Source organism: Bradyrhizobium sp. Tv2a-2, assembly GCF_000472425.1.
Lineage (GTDB): Bacteria > Pseudomonadota > Alphaproteobacteria > Rhizobiales > Xanthobacteraceae > Bradyrhizobium.
Genome location: NZ_AXAI01000006.1, coordinates 42,474 through 60,287, shown reverse-complemented (window position 1 = coordinate 60,287; position 17,814 = coordinate 42,474). Strand labels below are relative to the sequence as shown.

The following is a 17,814-nucleotide window of genomic DNA, read 5'->3' as shown; positions in this document are numbered from 1 at the left end:
ATTTCTCCCCCCCATAATCATCTTCGCAGGCTCCATCGCTAAAATAGAAGGCATACCCCCCGTTTGCTATCTTGCACTATCTCCTTGCTACTATCCCGCTCCATCTCACCCCACTACATATATCTAAAGATATATAGAGATATCACGGATTTAGCTTTAGTTTATCAAAATATAAGCCAGAAGGCAGCAAGCCGACCTAGGTGCCACTTTTTTTCCAAAGCCAATCTTGGATGAAGCCGTTGCCATAAAGGGGACCTACCGAAGCCAAAAGTCCCACCATTATACCAGACAGAGACGATCCCTAAGTACGCCGGAAAATCGACAGGACAGGTGAGGGCTAGGAACTCACCCGCCCAACACGTGTGTAATTTTTGTATCAGGCTGGGAGAGTAACATGAGTAAGCGACCTTCGTTCGCGACCACTATTGTTGGAAGGAGCAGTTTACTTCGAGAGGGCATTGCTAAGATACTCCGTTCAGCAAATTTTCGCATCGTAGCTTCAGTATCATCCGCCGATGATTTGCCCGGCAAATTACAAGAGCACCACCCCTTGTTTCTCATCGTCCATACCGGCGATGATTTCGATTTCGTGGCCGGCCAGATCGAGTTTTTCAGGGATAACTATCCGGATGGACGAATAGCGATCGTGGCAGACCGCTATCGACCGGACGAATTGATTTCAGCGTTTCGAATAGGTGCCAACGGCTGTTTCGTAGACATCATGACGTGTGATGTATTCATCAGATCTCTCGAATTGGTGATGATGGGTGAAACAGTCCTGCCACCCGCATTTCTGTCGTATGTTTTCGGTCCGCAAGAAAGTCAGTTGGGCGATAACGGCCGTGACGAGGACGACAAGAATATCCTTGTCGCGGAAGTTGGCGATCCGGCACCACAGCTTTCGCCTCGAGAGAGGTTGATTCTGCGCTGCCTCATTGAAGGCGATTCGAACAAGTCCATCGCGAGAAAAATGGATATCGCCGAGGCCACCGTGAAGGTGCATGTCAAGGCCATCCTTCGCAAAATCCGCGTCCATAATCGCACACAAGCCGCGATCTGGGGGATGAACAATGGATGCCTGTCCGGGACCACTGGCACCATCGCACCGCCATTGTCACCTGCCTTGGTGAAGCGGTTACCAAGTGCGGTGGGACAGAGCTCACAAATCGCACAGATCGGTGAGCCGGTTTGTTCGACCGTGGTCGAACAGGCAAATCACGCTGAAGTGGCTCGCATCGAGCGTTTCATTCGCAAAGATGCCGGCTTCAGAGCTGAAGCCGCGAGTCGGCCTCGCAAATAAGAGGCCGCTCACTTTTTTCCGCCCTGCAGCGGCATTGGTGACCCCAATGCCGCCGAAGCCATGGAACGAAGATTTGTCGCCGCTGGAAAGACAGGTTGCGGAAACCTTGCGCCGCGCAAGACGACTTCCCGTTGGTCAAAGCAGAAACGACCTGCGACAACTCGCAATCGGGCTGCTTTGGCTGCATCGCAATGGCATGCGAGCTCTGGAGCAGGAGCGCGTAAAGCTGATCTCAGCTCCCGATCAGGGCGAGAAGGGCATTTCTTGAGGTTCTAGCGGTCGGCCAGCCTTGTCTGTTAGGCCCCCCTCTTTTGAGACCGCATCAACTGAGAAGCCGCTCTGATAGGCAATTTCGGCGATCAGGCAGTGCTGCCGGCGTCGACCGTCAGCATGGCGCCGGTGATATTCCGGCCGCCTTCGCCGAGCAGATATTCGACCATGGAAGCGACGTCCTCGCCTTCGGTCAGGCGGCGCAACGCGCTACGGCCCGCAATGCGCCGGCGACCTTCTTTGTCCAAGGACTTCGTTAACTCGGTATCGACGAAGCCGGGCGCGATCGCGTTCACGGTGATGCCGAGTCTGCCGACTTCGCGGGCCAGCGAACGGGTAAAACCGGCGCTCGCGGCCTTGGATGCGGCATAGACGGACAGGCCGTTGTAGCCGGTCGAAGCGATGATGGACGAGATGTTGACGATGCGGCCGCGGCCCTCGGCCATCATGTGGCGCACCACGTATTTCGTCAGGACGACCGGCGACAGCACGTTGAGATGGATCAACCCTTCGATCTCGGAATCGCGCATCGTCGCGAGCAACCCCTCGCTGCTGGTCCCGGCGTTGTTGACGAGGCCATAGATCGCGCCGAACGCATCGCGTATCTCCTTCACGAAGGCAGGGATTTTTTCGGTCCGGCCGAGATCGAAGGCTTTGAAGTGCAGGCGGTCCTCCCCTGCCATGCTGATGGCGCGGCCTAGATCCTGGCTCTCGTGACGCGCTATTGCGATAACGTTGTAGTTGCCGGATGCGGCAAGCCTATGCGCAATCGCAAGGCCGATGCCGCGGCTACCTCCTGTGACAAGGACGTTATGCATCGGCCCGCGCCAGTTTCCCCGCGGCGGTAACGTCGAGCCGCTCGACGAAGCTTATCACCGCCGGAACCTTGTGTGCCGCCAACGTATCCTTGCATCTGCCGATGATCTCCGTACGGATCGCCTCGCGGTGGCTTGTATCGATGCCGTCAGCGAGAACGACGTCGGCGACCACGATAGCGCCCGTGATTGGGCTTCTGCGCGATCGCGCACGCGACATTCGCACGGACTCATGCTGGTTGATCGCGGCCTCGATCTCCTCGGGATGGACCTTCAATCCGCCGATATTGATGATCCCGCCGCGCCGGCCGACGAAGTGGTACCGATCTCCGCGCCGCTCAACCATGTCGCCGGTATCGACGAAGCCTTCGGTATCGACCAGGGGTGTCGTATCGGCGCCGATATAGGCGCGCGCCGTGCGGCGGGAGCGGATCCTGAGCGAGCCGTCCACGACCTTCATCTCGACCCCCTCGCGGTCTCGTCCGACCAGATCGGCAGGAAAGCCTTCGAGGCCGTCGTTCACCGCGAACCCGACGCCGGCCTCGGTCGAAGCGTAGGCATGGCCGATCGACGCGTGCGGAAACGTCTGGGCCAGCGCATCGAGCACCGCCTGGTCGGCGATTTCGCCGGACAGACGAAGATAGCGCGGCGAGAAACTCGCGGCTGCACCGCTCATCAGGAGCTTGCGCCAGTGCGATGGCGTCCCGGAAATGTGACTGACGCCTCTCGCGCGGAGCCGCCCCACGTGGTCGGTGATGGCTTCGCCGGGCTCCGACAGCACCATCGATCCGCCACCGATCACCGCGCGCAGAAAAATCTGGAGGCCGCCGTAGCGGCGGATGTCATAGAACGTCGCCCAGGTCGCGTTCGGGTGGCGCGCAGGTCCCTCGGCGATTATCGCGCCTGCCAATCCATCGAGCCCATGTCCGACTATCTTTGGCAGCCCTGAGGTGCCCGACGTCAGCATCAGCCACTCCGTCGCGCGTTCGGTCGTCCTGACAACCGCCGTCGGTTCGGGCAGACCGACGCCGACGATCAGCTGCGCGGTATTATCCCACCGCGACAGAGACCGATCGGTGACGATGGTGTCAATCTCCGCATCGGCAAGCAGCGTCGGGATGCGGTCCGGATCGAGATCGGGCGGGCACAGAAGCATGCGGCTGGCGACGCCATCAAGCTCGATCATCGCGAGTGCGGACAGCAGCTGCCCCGAGGTCGCAAGCAGTACCGAGCGACCGGACAACTCGCAGGGCTCGCCGATCAGACAACTCCGCTGGAGAATGTCGGTCAGCGATACGCTGTGGCAAGCATCGGAAATCGAGCGGCCTTGCAGCTCAGGACCGAGAAATTCGCGCAGCGCCAAGATCTCAGGCGGGGACATTCTCGTAGATCCTGACGAAATCGCCGACGGTCGACGGGAAAGCGATCTCGTCGGCGACTGAGAATGGATCGATACCAAGATCGTCCTCCAGGCGCGCGACAAGGATCGCGAACGCCAGCGAATCGAACCCCGTTTCCGCCAGACGTAAATCGTCCTGAAGGGGTGGAAGCGTGACGTTCTGCTCTGTTGCGATTTGCTGCATCGCACCAAAAATCCGCGATCTTACCGACATGAAAATCCTCACTTCTCAAAACAGGCGGCTTTTTGAGCCGACGATGGAACCGGTACCGCTCTCGACGATGCGTGCGTAGACAGCCCGATCGATCGGGCGGTAATCACCTGTCGCCGCATCACGCACGAACAACGGGTCGCCAACGAGCGAGGGATCGAACCCCTCGGCTATCAGCTGTTGCTTCTTTTGCTTGAAGGTTTCAGTGGCCACGAGGGTCCGACAGAACCTAACGAAGATGGGCAACGCATAGGGTGGAAGCCGGTCCGACAGGTGCTTCGAAAAGATCCTGAAATCGAAGGCCCGGTCCACGACCATAGCCGCCATACCGGCGCGGCCATCGACGCCAGGGATGGCGACCCCATATGTCGACGCGTCGAGAATGCCGGGGCAGTCCCTGATCGCGTCGTTCACCTCGCTGCTTGCGATGTTCTCGCCCTTCCAGCGGAAGCTGTCGCCGATGCGATCGACAAAATGGAAGTAGCCCTGCTCGTCGCGCATCATCAGGTCGCCGGTACGAAACCAGGCGTCGCCTTCGACAAAGACATCGCACAGGACTTTCTTCTCGGTCTCGGCTGCCTCCGTGTAGCCCTCAAAAGCGCCGCCGCCGTGGTCCGCGGTGCCGATGCGGCCGACTGCCTCGCCAATCTCGCCGTGCGTACAAGCGATGCAAAGCCCATCCCAGCCGCGAAGGGGGACGCCGCTGTCGCGATCGACCTTTACGATCGCGGCGGGAAAGCGATGCGCCAGTAACGGCGGGATTCGGCCGATCGCACCCGGCTTTCCTTCGACGTTGAACAGCGAAAAATTGCCTTCCGTAGCGGCGTAGAACTCGAGAATTTGCGGGATCGCGAACCGTTCGGCAAACGAATCCCAGATGTCGCCCCGTAATCCGTTGCCGACGGCCAGCCGCAGCCTGTGTCCGAGCTCTGGCCCGGAGGCCGACGCCTTCAACAGGTAACGACAGAGTTCGCCGATATATTGGAAAATGGTGCAGTCGAAGTGTTGGATGTCCTCCCAGAACGCCCCGGTGGAGAATTTCTCCGCGACCACGACCGAAGCGCCCGCGCGGAGCATACTGCACGGCGCGACCACACCACCCACGGAATGGTGGAGCGGCAAGCAATCGTAGAGGCAGTCCTCTACGGTCGCATCCGTCAACCCGGCGAACCACCCGCCCCAGCTTAGAATGCGGCGATGACTGACGTTCGCCGCTTTCGGCAGCCCCGTTGTGCCCGAGGTGTAGATGAGAAGTGCACGATCGTCGATTGTAACGTCGCCACGCTCGGCGGAAGACAACGTGCGCGGATCCGTGGCATCGAGCGCCGCATCCAAATCCGCGCCTGCTCCGCTGCCACCGAGACACCAGATCTGCGGCACGCGGTTCAAGTGCGAACGAGCGGTCTCGAATGCAGCCACGCATTCTGCGGCAAGAATGACATAATCAGCGCGCGCGACGTCGATGCAGTGGGCAAGCGAGCGGCCGACCAACCTGGTGTTGATCAACGCCACCGTGCCGCCGATCCTACTGATGCCGAGCCAGCAAGCGACGTATTCCGGTCGATTAGGCATCAGCAGGCAGACAGTGCGCCCCGGACGTATGCCCATGTCGCGCGCCCAGCGAGCGTATCGATTGACCCGGGCAGCGAGTTGTCCATAGTCAAAGGACTCTCCGTGTGAGAGCAGCGCCGGGCTCGCCGGTTGCCGCTGTGCCCACTCGTCCACGATATCAGCAAACAGCCGATCCGGTTCGGCCTCGATCCGCGAGGTGAGTTCGATCGCCTTCAACCAGGTTCTGGCGGTGGAAGGTCTGCGCTGCGCGCCGCCGTCTCCGGTCGTCTTCTGGATCGCGCCTGGTATCATGAGCTGACCTTACGGATGAGCTTGATCAAACGGTCGCGCGGCCAATGCGGTTTGGCCCGATTTCCGAAAAAGCATCTTTGTTCAATTCGCTTTATCCAGCTCCCGTCCGAGCTGGTTGAGGATCATCAGCTCGAGCGTCTTCACCGATTGGAAGTTCTCTGGCTTGATCTGAGGTTGAGGAATGATGAAATCGAACTCGGCCTCCACCTTCAGCATAAGTGCGACCATATCCATCGAGTTCAGTCCGATGTCGACTAGCCGAGACTCAGGTTGAACGTCCGCGGCTACAGCGTTTTGCTCGAGGATGCTCCTGACGAGAAAAAGAACGCGATTCTGGACACTTGAGGCAAAGTTTTGCATTCCAACTCCCCCCTCTCGCGGGACGTGGCAGGACGGTGCTCGGGGGCGACCATATCCGACTGCAGCGCGGGTCAGTAATTCCACTTCGGGAGTACCCCACTCGGGATCGCACGCCCTCCGACCATCCACTTCTGCGTCGCCGACTTCGCAGGTGCGGTCAGTTAGATTGAGCCTTCGTCGCCAACCGGTCCGGATCGTCGGGCCATGAAGTGAGAAGATTTGGCCATGAATGTGCAGCAAGCCCCACTCCGCAACTTCGCTCCTGACAACGGCCCAGTATCATTCTCTCACGACCGCTCCACGTTCCCACAGCGGACTGCTGTCGTCGCGGAAGCGGCGGCATCGGAGGCCGTGGCCGTCGACCGCGAGGCACGCTTCCCATGGAAAGCCATCGACGCTGCGCGCAGGGAACGACTTCTGGGCGCTCAGATTCCGATCGAGTTTGGCGGCGACGGTGCGTCGATTTCTGACGTAACCGATATGTGCTACGCGCTCGGTCGCGGCTGCGCTTCGGCCGGGATGATCTTCGCAATGCATCAGACCAAGATCGCCTGTCTGGTCCGCCACGGCGCGGGCAGCGGCTGGCATGAGAGGCTTATGCGCCGCGTGGCAGCCGAACAGTTGCTGCTTGCCTCATCGACCACGGAAGGCCAGAACGGCGGCAACATCCGCTTCAGCTCGGCCGCCGTAGAGCGCGCAGGGGCCGAGATCTCGTTGGTGCGCGATGCGACGGTGATTTCCTATGGCGCCGAGGCGGATGGCATCGTCACCATCGCCCGCCGCGCCGACGACGCCGCCGGATCCGATCAGGTGCTGCTCGCAATTACCCGGGAGGACTACACGCTGGAACCCACTCTCGCGTGGGAGACGCTCGGCATGCGTGGGACCTGTAGCGCCGGCTTCAAGCTGAACTTCAAGGGCTCCACGGACCAGATATTCCCGGTGCCATACGAACGGATCCACGCGCAGACGATGACACCCGTCGCCCATCTATGCTGGTCGTCGGTCTGGGCGGGAATCGCAGCCGCAGCGGTGGACCGGGCCCAGCTTTTCATTCGCAAGGCCGCCCGCAGTTCGGGCGGCAACATGCCCCCAGGCGCGGCCCATTTTACCGCTGCCAAGATGACACTGACGAAATTGCGCGCGGTCATCGCCGCGAACCTTCGGTCCTATGCGACGTGCGAACGGGACGAGCGCGCACTCTCGTCCGTCGACTTTCAGTCATCCATCAACCTTCTGAAGGTGGAAGCCTCCGAACTCGCGGTTGCAGCCGTTATGCATGCGATGCGCGCCTGCGGACTCTCCGGCTACCGCAACGACAGTGACGTCAGCATCGGCCGCCACCTCCGCGACGTGCTTTCCGCTCCGATCATGATCAACAACGACCGCATTCTCAGCAGCATGGGCACGGCCACGCTGATGAGCGCCGTTCCGGCGTCGCTGCGCGAGTAATTCTTCTTCTCGAAAGAATAGGATTCGACATGAACATGGCCATGTTTGCCTCGTCGGCGGACCCCATTGCGCCTGCAGCCGATCCGCTGGACTATCTCGCAGACGTGCTGTTCCATGAGATGGGCTCTCCGGGAGTCTATGGCCGCACTGCGCTCTACGAGGACGTCATTGAGCGGCTAGCGGCGCTGATCACGCGGCATCGCGAACCCGACACCGAGGTGATGCGATTCCCTCCCGTCATGAACCGCGGCCAGCTCGAGAAGTCGGGCTATCTCAAGAGCTTTCCGAACCTCCTCGGCTGCGTCTGTGGCCTGCACGGTACGGAAAGCGAGATCGACGCCGCCGTCAGCTGCTTCGATGCCGGCGGTGATTGGACCGCATCGCTTTCACCGGCCGACCTCGTGTTGTCGCCAGCCGCCTGCTATCCCGTTTATCCAATCGCCGCGAGCCGGGGTGCCGCACCTGCCGGCGGTTGGCGCTTCGACGTGGCCGCCGATTGCTTCCGTCGCGAGCCGTCGCGCCACCTCGACCGGCTGCAGTCGTTCAGAATGCGCGAATACGTCTGCGTTGGCAGCCCCAACTGCGTCTCGGCGTTCCGGGAACGCTGGATGATACTCGCCCAGGAGATTGCGCGCGACCTCGGCCTGAGCTTCAGGGTCGACTACGCCAGCGATCCGTTCTTCGGCAGGGTCGGCCAAATGATGGCCGTGAGCCAACAGCAGCAGTCGTTGAAGTTCGAATTGCTGGTGCCGCTGCGCTCCGAGGAGAAGCCTACCGCCTGTATGAGCTTCAACTATCACCGGGATCATTTCGGGACCGCTTGGGGCATTACGGATGCCTCCGGTGCGCCGGCCCATACCGCATGCGTGGCTTTCGGAATGGACCGTCTCGCCGTCGCTATGTTCCATACACACGGCAGAAACGTCGCCAAATGGCCGACCGCGGTGCGCGACCTCCTCTGCTTCCCGCGGAACGATCAGTAGACGACGCCAAGACTGGAGGAGCTCCGATGCGCCAGGGAAATCCCGAGGTCGCCCGGGACCGAAGAGCTGACGGGCCGACCTCCATGAAAGCAGAGACTCTGGCCGTCCACGCCGGCTACGAAATCGAGCCGACCACCAAGGCTGTGGCCGTACCGATCTACCAGACGGCCTCTTACGCCTTCGACAGCGCCGATCATGGAGCCGCGCTCTTCAACCTCGAGGTGGACGGCTTCCGCTACACCAGGATCGGAAATCCAACGAACGCCGTGCTGGAGCGGCGCGTCGCCGCGCTGGAAGGAGGCATCGAGGCGCTCAGCGTGGCATGCGGCCAGGCTGCGACGAACTATGCCGTGACCAATCTCGCGGAGATGGGCACCAACATCGTCTCGGTCCCGCAGCTCTATGGCACCACGCATACGCTGTTCGCATATATCCTGCCGAGACAGGGTATCACAGTCCGCTTCTCGGAGGACGACCGACCAGCAAGCATTGAAAAACTGATCGACGCCGATACTCGTGCTGTATTCTGCGAGAGCGTAGGAAATCCGGCCGGAAACGTCTGCGACATCGAAGCGATAGCCGAGGTCGCCCACAGGCACGGCGTGCCGCTGATTGTCGACAACACCGTGCCGACCCCGATCCTACTCCGGCCGATCGACTACGGCGCGGACATCGTGGTGGAGTCGCTGACGAAGTTCATGGGCGGGCACGGCACCACCCTCGGCGGAATTATCGTCGACAGCGGCAGATTCAGATGGGAGGAGCATCGCGGGCGCTTTCCCATGATGAACGAGCCGGAACAATCCTACCACGGGTTGATCTTCACGGAGCGCTACGGACCCGCCGCCTACATCGCACGCTGCCGCGCCGTGTCCCAAAGGACCACCGGTTCCATCCTGGCGCCACTGAATGCTTTCCTGCTGCTCCAGGGCATCGAGACCGTCGCTGTTCGGATCGACCGGCACGTCGAGAATGCCGAAAAGGTCGCGCACTTCCTGCGCCGGCACCACCGGGTCGAATGGGTGAACTACGCTGGCTTCCGCGATAGCCCCTATTACGCCCTGACGCAGAAATATCTCGGCGGTCGGGCATGTTCGCTGCTGACATTCGGCGTGGCTGGCGGATTTGAAGCTGGCAAGCGGTTCTATGACGCGCTGAGGCTGTTCAAGCGCCTGGTCAACATTGGCGACGCAAAATCGCTCGCCTGCCATCCCGCGTCGACCACGCACAGGCAAATGTCGGCCGAAGAGCAACAAAAGGCCGGCGTGCGGCCAGAGATGATCAGACTAAGCGTCGGAATCGAGCACGCCGACGATATCATCGCAGACCTCGATCAAGCCCTCGGTGCGGCAGCCTGAATTTGCGTCAACGGTGAACATATTCCAATGCCCATCCTAATCGACATAGACTCGCACGAACATCATCTCTTCTCGAGAGCGCCGAACGGGGCCACCAACGCATCGGTATCACTGGGAGCTCATGCGGAGTGCCTCGATATCGGGCTGATCAACAACATGCCAGACGCCGCCTTGATGGCCACCGAGCGCCAGCTGTTCGATCTGCTCGGCGCGGCGGCTGAAGGGCTTGTCGTCCGACTGCACTTCTACACAATGAAGGCCACACCCCGTTCGGAATGGGGGCGCGATTACGTTCGTCGCTACTATCGCAGCACAGACGATCTGCTGAATGGCAGCCTGGACGGAATAATCGTGACCGGCACCGAGCCGAGAGCAGCCAGCTTGAGGGAAGAACCCTATTGGCCCGGCTTCGTCCAACTTGTCGAGTGGGCCAGCGAGAACACCGCGTCATCGATATATTCCTGTCTCGCCGTCCATGGAGTCGTCCTTCACATGGATGGCGTGGCGCGTCACGCCCTACCTGCCAAATGCATCGGTGTTTTCTCTCAAACGAAAACGAGAAACCATCCATTGATGCACAACGTTCCGGCAACCCTCCGAATACCGCATGCCCGGTGGAACGAGGTGCAAGAGCAAGAACTCGCAAGCGGTGGCTATTCCGTTCTCACCAAATCGGCGGATGCGGGCGTCGACTGCTTCGTCAAGCAGCAAAAGAGCAGCCTGTTCGTCCATTTCCAGGGCCATCCGGAATATGAAACTCAGAGCCTATTGGGCGAATATAGAAGGGACATGGGTCGCTTCCTGCGGCGAGAGAATGAGGTCTGTCCGACGATACCGAGGGGCTATTTTGACGCCGAGGCGGAAGAGATCCTGACAGCCTTTCGGCAAAGGGCGCTTTCTGACAGATGTCCGGAGTTTTTCGCCGACTTCCCGGCCGATCAGCTGGCGAAGGGTCTGAGAAACGACTGGCGTAGACCGGCAAGGCACCTATACCGCAACTGGCTGCTGTACATGGCTTGGCAGCGGGCCGAAAGCTGCAGCCCCCCAAGCGCAGCGCGTCGCGTCTCGCGGACAACCCCGCGACGCCCGGAAGGGCCGTCGCGGAAGCGATCGGTCCTGGCATAAAGGAAGCCGAGACGTCGCGAGAATAAGTCCCATTCGCAAGCCGGAATTCGGGCTCATTGGCACGGACGCAAGCTGGTTGCCGTTCCAAGGGAACGCTACGGACGACAACCGCAGTCCTTGGCGCAAGCTCTCGCTCGTCGATACCACGATAAAACGGGATCGGATTGAACGACGGAGTTCGGCTCATGATCCGGTGCCCGAGAGATAAGTGCCGAGATCTCCGTCCGCTGTAACCTCTTCAGCTGGCAGCTGCCTTCCGCAATTACGCGCCAATGCTGAGCACAATCGCGCAGCGCCACTGAGTTGGCGATCTACCGACCTTAATCGTGTTCTCGGCCGAGGCAAACGCCCAATACCTGTCAGGCCGCTAGCCTTACGTCGTGTGCGAACTCCCAATATAGTCTGCGCGCACGCGCGTAAAACGGCCCAGGTGCGAGCTGCCGTTCGTCGATCCTGATTACCGGAGTCACCTTGGCGAAATTGCCGGTCGAAAAGATCTCGTCGGCGGCGACAAAATCCGCGTATCGCAGCGTGGCCTCTATCACGCAGACACCCTCGCCTCGCAAAAGTCCGATCACCCGCTGCCTGGTAATGCCGTTCAGGAACGTACCGTTCGGCACTGGCGTGTAGACCACACCGTCCTTTGCCATGAATACGTTGGAATTGCCGAACTCCGCAACATTGCCCAACATGTCGAGCATGAGACAGTTCTGGAAGCCACGCGAGGCCGCCTCGATGAGCGCACGCGAGTTGTTCGGATAGAGACAGGCGGCCTTGGCACCGACCGGCGCGCATTCAGCTGTCGGTCGGCGGAACGGCGACAACGTTATCGCGCTACCGACAGGCTTGGGGATTGGCGCTTCGTAGATACAAAGGCACCAGTCCGTTGTCTCCGGATCGAAGAGGACACCGCCGCCCACGCCATTCTGGGGCCAATACATCGGGCGGATGTACAGTTCGGCGTTGGCGGGGAAGCGGGCGATGCCTTCGCGCGCCAGGCCGAGCCAGGTGTCGAGATCGACGATGGGCTTAAGCCCGAAGTAGACCGCCGATTGATTGACGCGGACGCAATGACGGTCAAGATCAGGCGCAACGCCTTCGAAGGCGCGCGCACCATCGAACACGGTCGAGCCTAGCCAGAGCCCATGGGTGCGCGGCCCCATGATCGGCACGTTACCCTCATGCCATCGGCCTTCGAAGAAGGTCCATGTCTGCGAATGGCTGACGGATTTGCTGTTGAGAACCATGACGGCGCTCCATTGTGAGATCACACAACGTTCCACGAACCTGTTGTATCCACCTATTCTGCCCTGGTGATCCCGCTACGAACGAAACCTATTTCGTGCTGAACATACGCGAGCGGCTCGCCGCGACTCGCCCGTCCCGGTCAGGAATGAAGACGTCTTCGAGTTCTCGGCCTGGCCTCACTGGTCCCTGAGCGGGGTGTAGTGGGTGACCCGGCCGACGCGACGAGTTGCCAAAGCTCGGTATCAAGGTCACCTGCCAGTTGTCCGATGCGTTCTTGTGCCACCTCATTATCGACGCAGTCGAATTGACCGGCGCCGATTACCTTCCCGGACGCGTCAAGAATATGGACGCGGTAGCGCGGCATTGTTCAAGCTCCTCAGTTCGATAGCCTGCGCAGGCCTCCGAAAACGAGCAGGCCCATGATCTTATTCCGCACGACCACCGCAACTAAGGGCGCAAATGAGGTACTTACGGTGAAACGCCGCGACGCGGTGGCCCTCGACTGCACCTGAGCAGCTCAAGCGCTGGCAGCGAAACCGTCAAATTGACCGGCAGATTCGCCGAGCAGACCCGTCCGGCGATCCGGAGCCGGCAGTCGGCCTCCGGATCCGACGAGTGGATTAGCGGATTATCTCGACCAGTTGCCGCACAAGACGTTGTTTTCCAAATCGTTGCAAGCGCCCGAGCAAGGCAAGAACTCGGGAGCCGTGCAAGGCGCCACCACCGCAGTGTCACCAGCAGCTCCCGATCGCCAACAGACGCGCAATGCGAAATCGATTCTCACAAGGTCGGGACAACATTCCAGAGATGACGATGTTGCCAAAATCATCCAAGTATTCTGGTGCCCCCTATCCCAAAGCCCCAACATCGGCCAACAACCGTTTGGGGGAGAGATACTATCCGAATGGCTAGCTGAACTCGGTGTCGCCTGAGTGTAATTTGGATCGGAAAACGCCATTATCGCGGGCACCACCATGCTTCATAAATTCGCTTCTATGACCGCATGGGCGTGCCTGCTTTTTATCGCGTTTGCCACGCTTTCACCGCTCCACCTGAGACCAAGATTTCTGGAGGCCGAACCAGCCTTGATTGTCGTCATGGAACATGTCGGCGCATTCGTCGTCATCGGCTTTCTGTTCTCTGCGGCCTACACTCGAACTGCGCTTGTTTGCCTTGTCGTCCTTGGGAGTGCAGTTACTCTCGAGCTTCTGCAGCTAGTCATTCCGGATCGTGACGCTCGCGTCATAGATGCGATGGAAAAGCTGATAGGAGGCGGAGTCGGGATAATTGCTGCCAAATTTATGCGCCCTCATGCTTTCGCGAACTACGACCCGAGCGCTTAGCGCCTCTCAACGACGAATAGTTTAGTTGGGAGGCTCGCTCGCGAGCCGGTGCAGACAACCGGCCCGTATGGGCTCCGGCGTTGCCGAGATACCACGATCAAGAGATCAGGCCCCTGGCGCCGCGCGCTGGATTCACCGACAAGGACCGGGTCGAAAGCCGGATGGTACAAGACGGCCTGCCGGATTGCACGCTTAAGCAACGCGCCGTTCCCCCAAACTCTTCGACTGCCTTCTCTCTTCGCATTGTAATGGGAATATCAACGAACCGTTTTTAGACAGCTCTAAGCTTGCGGTGCCGCGGCTCAACGGAGCCAATCTAACTACCCCTCCTACTCTACCCCCTTATAGCAATTCAAACTCTTGGACCCGAATGGTACCGACAATGCGGCTCGCGTTTTGCTCGGACGGACGGAGTGCGTAGAGTGCCATGACTTATGCGTCCTTCAGCAATTTGCCGGTCCCCACCAAATTACCGGCGCATTCGGTGGATCTCGGCAGGGCAATACCAGCACCCATTGCCAAGCGCCGGTTGACGTTGCTGTTGATAGCCGCAGCGGCGACGGAATTTATTCTCGTTACCGCTGCGGCCTATTTCGCGGCTGTGCTCTATCACCGGCTAGTGCTGTTGTCTTTCCCCGATCCAGCCAGGTACGTTCCGGAATCAATTCTGATTGCCACCTTGGATTTGCTCGTTTCCATTGGGCACCGGCAATATTCTCGAATTCAGACCCAGCCCCGTAACGACTTCCTGTGGAACGGTGTCAGCGGCGTACTCCTTGTATTCTTCTTCTTCCTCTCGACGACGTTTGTGCTGAAAATCTCGGTAGACTACTCACGTGCTACCGTTGTGATCCAAGCTATCGGCGTTGGCCTCGCCGTACTCTGCGCGCGAACAATATGGTTCTCGCTGCTGCACCGCGCCATTGCATCCGGCCTGGTCGATGCAAGACGGGTCATTCTGATCGGAGACCCAGCTCACTGCCTGACTTTTGCCGTTCGAGCGATGGCGACCGGCATTCGCACTATCAGCTCATTCGAGCTTCCGACGGCTCGCACCAATGCTTCTGATCCCGCGCATCCTGGTACAGTTCGAGAATTACCTGATACCCGCGATCTGGTCGCGAATTGCAGACCTCTTCGGGCCGATGACATTCTCATTTTGATTTCCGAACACGAAATACCCTCCGCTCTCGCGCTTGCCAGCGCACTATCGGACCTTCCCGTTGATGTGCACGTCGTACCTGTGGGCTCTCTCGAACTGATGGCTATGTCGCGGGTCAGTCAGTTCGGCAATATGGTGACGATGCGCATCCTGCAGTGTCCCCTTACGCCTTTGACGCGAGCAATCAAGCGAGCATTCGACATCTGCGCCGCAAGCTTAGGCCTTATTTTGCTGAGCCCTCTTCTTGTCGTCGTTTCGCTCGCAATAAAGCTCGACTCCCGTGGCCCGGTGCTATTCCGCCAGACCCGGCACGGCTACAACAACGAGCCCATTCGCGTGCTGAAATTCCGAACGATGACTGTCATGGAGGATGGCGATAACTTCAAGCCGGTCGCCAGAAACGACCCACGTGTAACCCGCGTGGGACGCCTTCTACGCCGCTCCAATATCGATGAGCTTCCGCAGCTGTTCAATGTTCTGGCCGGCGACATGTCGATCGTCGGGCCGCGCCCACATGCAACCGCGCAAAATGAAACATTCGCTGAGTTGATTTCATCATTTTCTCGTCGCCACAATGTCAAGCCTGGCATCACGGGCTGGGCTCAGGTCAATGGATACCGTGGTGACACCGATACGCTCGAGAAAATGCAGCGACGTGTGGAGCACGATCTATATTATATCGACCATTGGTCCTTCCTCTTCGATATAAGGATCATCCTGCTCACGGCCTTTTCCAAAGAAGCCTATCTAAACGCCTATTGAGACCCCAGCGCTCATTTCCTGGGTTGAGCGAGAGGCGGCCTTTCCGAGTAGAGCCAACCACTGTTGACGGGACGACCACGGAAGCCTGATCAACACGCTGCTCTGCGAAGCCAGCCGAGGTAATCTCTCGGGCCGCTGTTATCAACCGCAGTGGGCCGGCACACGAGCCGGACCATGAAGCGCAACCGCTTCTCGGAAGACCAGATCATCGGGATTTTTGAAGGAGCACGAGTCCGGCGTTTTCGGTCGCCGATGTGCGCCGCAAGCATAACGTCAGCGAGGCAATGTCTCGGAGCCCAAGCGGCCGAAGTCGCTGGAGAACACGCGGCTGAAGCGGCTTTTGGCTGACGCGATGTTGTGACGACCGCAAGGAATCGCCTCGCGACCAGCATCCACGCGACGCAGTGAACCACAGACTGGATGCGGTGGAACCTCCCAAATGCCAGCAACCGTAGATCTCTACGCTCAACCTTCCACGGTCCAGGCGCTTGGCATAGAGAGCGACGGCCCGATCCCATCGGGCCACAAACTCTTGACCAGATCGCCCCGGCACCCGTGGAAGACACAGAGATCGCCCGCATGAGGATCGCGCTTTAAGGGGCCTGAACTAGCATTTGTGGTCGTGTCACAACTTCTAGCCTCGGCGGTCAGCACGATTCGAGTCCGAAAACGTTCAGAGAAAAAGCCGGCTAATGTGCCCTTGAACTCTGATCAACCGTCCATTTATGAATATTGTCGGTCTTGCTTGGGTCGGAAACATAGACCAGCGCCAACACCGCTGTAGCTGCGGCGAGCCATCTCAGCTGTCGTGGCTGAAGCAACTCCGCTGCAGCCATTGCGAAGAACGGTACGAGAAACAAAGTGCGCCAATCGAACGAGAGTCCAAATATTGAAGCCATGGGCAAATACAGCACCATGAGTATAAGCGATAATCGGGTGATGCTGTTCAGTGGACGTTGGAAAGCCAGACATAAAGTCAAAACAAGGAACAAGAAGCCAAGATCATCAAAGTAAAAAAACTTCTTTGCAAACTTGAGCTGCGGGCTCAAGCCGGAATCATTGCCCACAATCTCTTTGACCGTCCATTGGCTCACATTCTCGCCACGATGGTCAATGGGTCGAGTTATAAACGGTGTCAAAATCTCTTGCGCGTATGATATTGGATTTGCGAAAGGGAGCAGAGTCACAAATGCAACCGCTCCCATAATTGCCAAACCTGCAAGTCGCGCGCGCAGACGAGCATAAGCAGCTGATGAAGCAGTTGATGATTCCGCTCCACGCCAGAAACGAAATACTTGTATCAAAAAATCAGCGACCAGCGCGGGAAGCAAGATTATCGCAACATTCTTCGAGGCCAAGGCGAGGCCGTAAGCAACGCCTGCGGCCAAGTAACGCTTTTCCATCTGCAAGTACACGGCGAGAAGCAAGAAGAACACGAAGATCGAATCATGATGTAGATTTGGGAAGTACTTTATCGTTATGGGAAAGATAGCGAACGTGAAGGCGCCTAGAAGAGCTCTTTCTGTGTCAACCTTTGCCTCGAGGATCTTATAGACCAGAAAAATCGATCCCAGCCCTGCCAAAAGCTGTGCGAGGCGAAGGATAATAAACACAGGATCGTAATGTCTGTGATACTGCGCGTCTAAAATCTGAGTAGTGCTTATACCGAGAAGCTTGACAAGGATTAGTTGCGGAATTGAAACAAGGGCTGGCAGCAAAGGCTTTCCTGCGCCGTGGGAGTAGAAACGGTCCGGCTCAGGGACAACGAGCCTTCTTTCATATTTTTCCATCGCGGCTGGATCAGTAAATTGTACCGAATCCGGCTTGACGTAGCCGAATTCACTCTCCTCGGTTGCGAAGATTCCACGGCGATCTTCGGGAATCACGGGCGCATTCAAAGGACGATAATTCCAGTAAAAATAGTAGGATTTAGCAAGCGTCTTTAAGGCATTGGCGTATTCGTGTTTCCGCAAATAGCCTGCGGTATAGTCGCCACCGAGCATTTCGTACGGTTCGCGCACGAACGAAAATTCATCGGTATCTAAAGTTGTTGTAGAGAATATTGTGGCAAGAACTACATAACATCCTAATACAATGGCGATCCAAATTCTTCTCTTCCGTGACTTGTCCAAATGGATCACTTTTCGCGCCTTTTTATCCGTC

15 protein-coding genes and 1 pseudogene are annotated in these 17,814 nt (G+C 58.7%); 9 read left to right on the top strand and 7 right to left on the bottom strand.

Annotated elements, in window-relative coordinates; all coding sequences use genetic code 11:
* Nucleotides 1-394 precede the first annotated feature (394 nt).
* A complete protein-coding gene (locus A3AI_RS0113495) occupies nucleotides 395-1,300 on the top strand; it encodes a LuxR C-terminal-related transcriptional regulator (RefSeq protein WP_024516086.1) in 906 nt (301 codons plus the stop codon).
* Nucleotides 1,301-1,346: 46 nt separating this feature from the next.
* Nucleotides 1,347-1,568, top strand: a complete 222-nt coding sequence (locus A3AI_RS47505) for a hypothetical protein (RefSeq protein WP_024516085.1) — start codon at nucleotides 1,347-1,349, stop codon at nucleotides 1,566-1,568.
* Between the two features lie 91 nt (nucleotides 1,569-1,659).
* On the opposite strand, the gene A3AI_RS0113485 is transcribed toward A3AI_RS47505, so the two are convergent.
* From A3AI_RS0113485 to A3AI_RS0113465, 5 genes are all read right to left on the bottom strand, one after another.
* Nucleotides 1,660-2,388, bottom strand: coding sequence for an SDR family NAD(P)-dependent oxidoreductase (locus A3AI_RS0113485; RefSeq protein WP_024516084.1), 729 nt, complete (start codon nucleotides 2,386-2,388; stop codon nucleotides 1,660-1,662).
* Entirely contained in the window at nucleotides 2,381-3,766 is a 1,386-nt protein-coding gene (locus A3AI_RS0113480) for an AMP-binding protein (protein WP_024516083.1), read from the bottom strand. Before A3AI_RS0113480 ends, A3AI_RS0113485 begins: the two co-directional genes overlap by 8 nt.
* The gene (locus A3AI_RS0113475) at nucleotides 3,753-3,998 is read right to left on the bottom strand and encodes an acyl carrier protein (RefSeq protein WP_024516082.1); all 246 of its coding nucleotides are present in this window, start codon (nucleotides 3,996-3,998) and stop codon (nucleotides 3,753-3,755) included. Before A3AI_RS0113475 ends, A3AI_RS0113480 begins: the two co-directional genes overlap by 14 nt.
* Nucleotides 3,999-4,013: 15 nt before the next feature.
* On the bottom strand, nucleotides 4,014-5,858 hold the full coding sequence (locus tag A3AI_RS0113470) for a long-chain-acyl-CoA synthetase (RefSeq protein WP_024516081.1): 1,845 nt from the start codon (nucleotides 5,856-5,858) through the stop codon (nucleotides 4,014-4,016).
* 81 nt (nucleotides 5,859-5,939) lie between these two features.
* Entirely contained in the window at nucleotides 5,940-6,218 is a 279-nt protein-coding gene (locus tag A3AI_RS0113465) for a phosphopantetheine-binding protein (protein ID WP_024516080.1), read from the bottom strand.
* 225 nt (nucleotides 6,219-6,443) lie between these two features.
* Here A3AI_RS0113465 and A3AI_RS0113460 point away from each other — a divergent pair, with 225 nt between their 5' ends.
* The 4 genes from A3AI_RS0113460 to metA all read left to right on the top strand — a co-directional run bounded on the left by A3AI_RS0113460 (nucleotide 6,444) and on the right by metA (nucleotide 11,136).
* A complete protein-coding gene (locus A3AI_RS0113460; RefSeq protein WP_024516079.1) occupies nucleotides 6,444-7,670 on the top strand; it encodes an acyl-CoA dehydrogenase family protein in 1,227 nt (408 codons plus the stop codon).
* A gap of 29 nt (nucleotides 7,671-7,699) precedes the next feature.
* Nucleotides 7,700-8,653: an amino acid--[acyl-carrier-protein] ligase gene (locus A3AI_RS0113455; RefSeq protein WP_024516078.1), complete on the top strand. Its 954-nt coding sequence runs from the start codon at nucleotides 7,700-7,702 to the stop codon at nucleotides 8,651-8,653.
* Nucleotides 8,654-8,736: 83 nt separating this feature from the next.
* Nucleotides 8,737-10,011 (top strand): O-acetylhomoserine aminocarboxypropyltransferase/cysteine synthase family protein, encoded by a 1,275-nt coding sequence (locus tag A3AI_RS0113450; RefSeq protein WP_024516077.1) that lies wholly within the window; start codon nucleotides 8,737-8,739, stop codon nucleotides 10,009-10,011.
* A 27-nt stretch (nucleotides 10,012-10,038) separates the two neighbouring features.
* Nucleotides 10,039-11,136, top strand: a complete 1,098-nt coding sequence (gene metA, locus A3AI_RS0113445) for a homoserine O-succinyltransferase MetA (RefSeq protein ID WP_024516076.1) — start codon at nucleotides 10,039-10,041, stop codon at nucleotides 11,134-11,136.
* Nucleotides 11,137-11,495: 359 nt separating this feature from the next.
* Here metA and A3AI_RS0113440 read toward each other — a convergent pair whose 3' ends face one another.
* Nucleotides 11,496-12,383 (bottom strand): branched-chain amino acid aminotransferase, encoded by an 888-nt coding sequence (locus tag A3AI_RS0113440; protein WP_024516075.1) that lies wholly within the window; start codon nucleotides 12,381-12,383, stop codon nucleotides 11,496-11,498.
* A gap of 975 nt (nucleotides 12,384-13,358) precedes the next feature.
* Here A3AI_RS0113440 and A3AI_RS0113435 point away from each other — a divergent pair.
* From A3AI_RS0113435 to A3AI_RS47500, 3 genes and pseudogenes are all read left to right on the top strand, one after another.
* A complete protein-coding gene (locus A3AI_RS0113435) occupies nucleotides 13,359-13,727 on the top strand; it encodes a VanZ family protein (RefSeq protein ID WP_024516074.1) in 369 nt (122 codons plus the stop codon).
* 427 nt (nucleotides 13,728-14,154) lie between these two features.
* Nucleotides 14,155-15,651, top strand: a complete 1,497-nt coding sequence (locus A3AI_RS0113430) for an undecaprenyl-phosphate glucose phosphotransferase (protein WP_024516073.1) — start codon at nucleotides 14,155-14,157, stop codon at nucleotides 15,649-15,651.
* Between the two features lie 174 nt (nucleotides 15,652-15,825).
* A pseudogene (locus A3AI_RS47500) lies at nucleotides 15,826-16,009 on the top strand (transposase); the annotation flags it as partial.
* Nucleotides 16,010-16,340: 331 nt separating this feature from the next.
* On the opposite strand, the gene A3AI_RS0113425 reads toward A3AI_RS47500, so the two are convergent.
* On the bottom strand, nucleotides 16,341-17,792 hold the full coding sequence (locus A3AI_RS0113425; RefSeq protein WP_156927768.1) for an ArnT family glycosyltransferase: 1,452 nt from the start codon (nucleotides 17,790-17,792) through the stop codon (nucleotides 16,341-16,343).
* Nucleotides 17,793-17,814 lie beyond the last annotated feature (22 nt).

What these genes read in the sequence shown, in the direction of transcription:
- A3AI_RS0113495 (WP_024516086.1), top strand. Translation starts at nt 395, where the DNA reads ATGAGTAAGCGACCTTCGTTCGCGACCACTATTGTTGGAAGGAGCAGT.
- A3AI_RS47505 (WP_024516085.1), top strand. Translation starts at nt 1,347, where the DNA reads ATGCCGCCGAAGCCATGGAACGAAGATTTGTCGCCGCTGGAAAGACAG.
- A3AI_RS0113485 (WP_024516084.1), bottom strand. Translation starts at nt 2,388, where the DNA reads ATGCATAACGTCCTTGTCACAGGAGGTAGCCGCGGCATCGGCCTTGCG.
- A3AI_RS0113480 (WP_024516083.1), bottom strand. Translation starts at nt 3,766, where the DNA reads ATGTCCCCGCCTGAGATCTTGGCGCTGCGCGAATTTCTCGGTCCTGAG.
- A3AI_RS0113475 (WP_024516082.1), bottom strand. Translation starts at nt 3,998, where the DNA reads ATGTCGGTAAGATCGCGGATTTTTGGTGCGATGCAGCAAATCGCAACA.
- A3AI_RS0113470 (WP_024516081.1), bottom strand. Translation starts at nt 5,858, where the DNA reads ATGATACCAGGCGCGATCCAGAAGACGACCGGAGACGGCGGCGCGCAG.
- A3AI_RS0113465 (WP_024516080.1), bottom strand. Translation starts at nt 6,218, where the DNA reads ATGCAAAACTTTGCCTCAAGTGTCCAGAATCGCGTTCTTTTTCTCGTC.
- A3AI_RS0113460 (WP_024516079.1), top strand. Translation starts at nt 6,444, where the DNA reads ATGAATGTGCAGCAAGCCCCACTCCGCAACTTCGCTCCTGACAACGGC.
- A3AI_RS0113455 (WP_024516078.1), top strand. Translation starts at nt 7,700, where the DNA reads ATGAACATGGCCATGTTTGCCTCGTCGGCGGACCCCATTGCGCCTGCA.
- A3AI_RS0113450 (WP_024516077.1), top strand. Translation starts at nt 8,737, where the DNA reads ATGAAAGCAGAGACTCTGGCCGTCCACGCCGGCTACGAAATCGAGCCG.
- metA (WP_024516076.1), top strand. Translation starts at nt 10,039, where the DNA reads ATGCCCATCCTAATCGACATAGACTCGCACGAACATCATCTCTTCTCG.
- A3AI_RS0113440 (WP_024516075.1), bottom strand. Translation starts at nt 12,383, where the DNA reads ATGGTTCTCAACAGCAAATCCGTCAGCCATTCGCAGACATGGACCTTC.
- A3AI_RS0113435 (WP_024516074.1), top strand. Translation starts at nt 13,359, where the DNA reads ATGCTTCATAAATTCGCTTCTATGACCGCATGGGCGTGCCTGCTTTTT.
- A3AI_RS0113430 (WP_024516073.1), top strand. Translation starts at nt 14,155, where the DNA reads ATGACTTATGCGTCCTTCAGCAATTTGCCGGTCCCCACCAAATTACCG.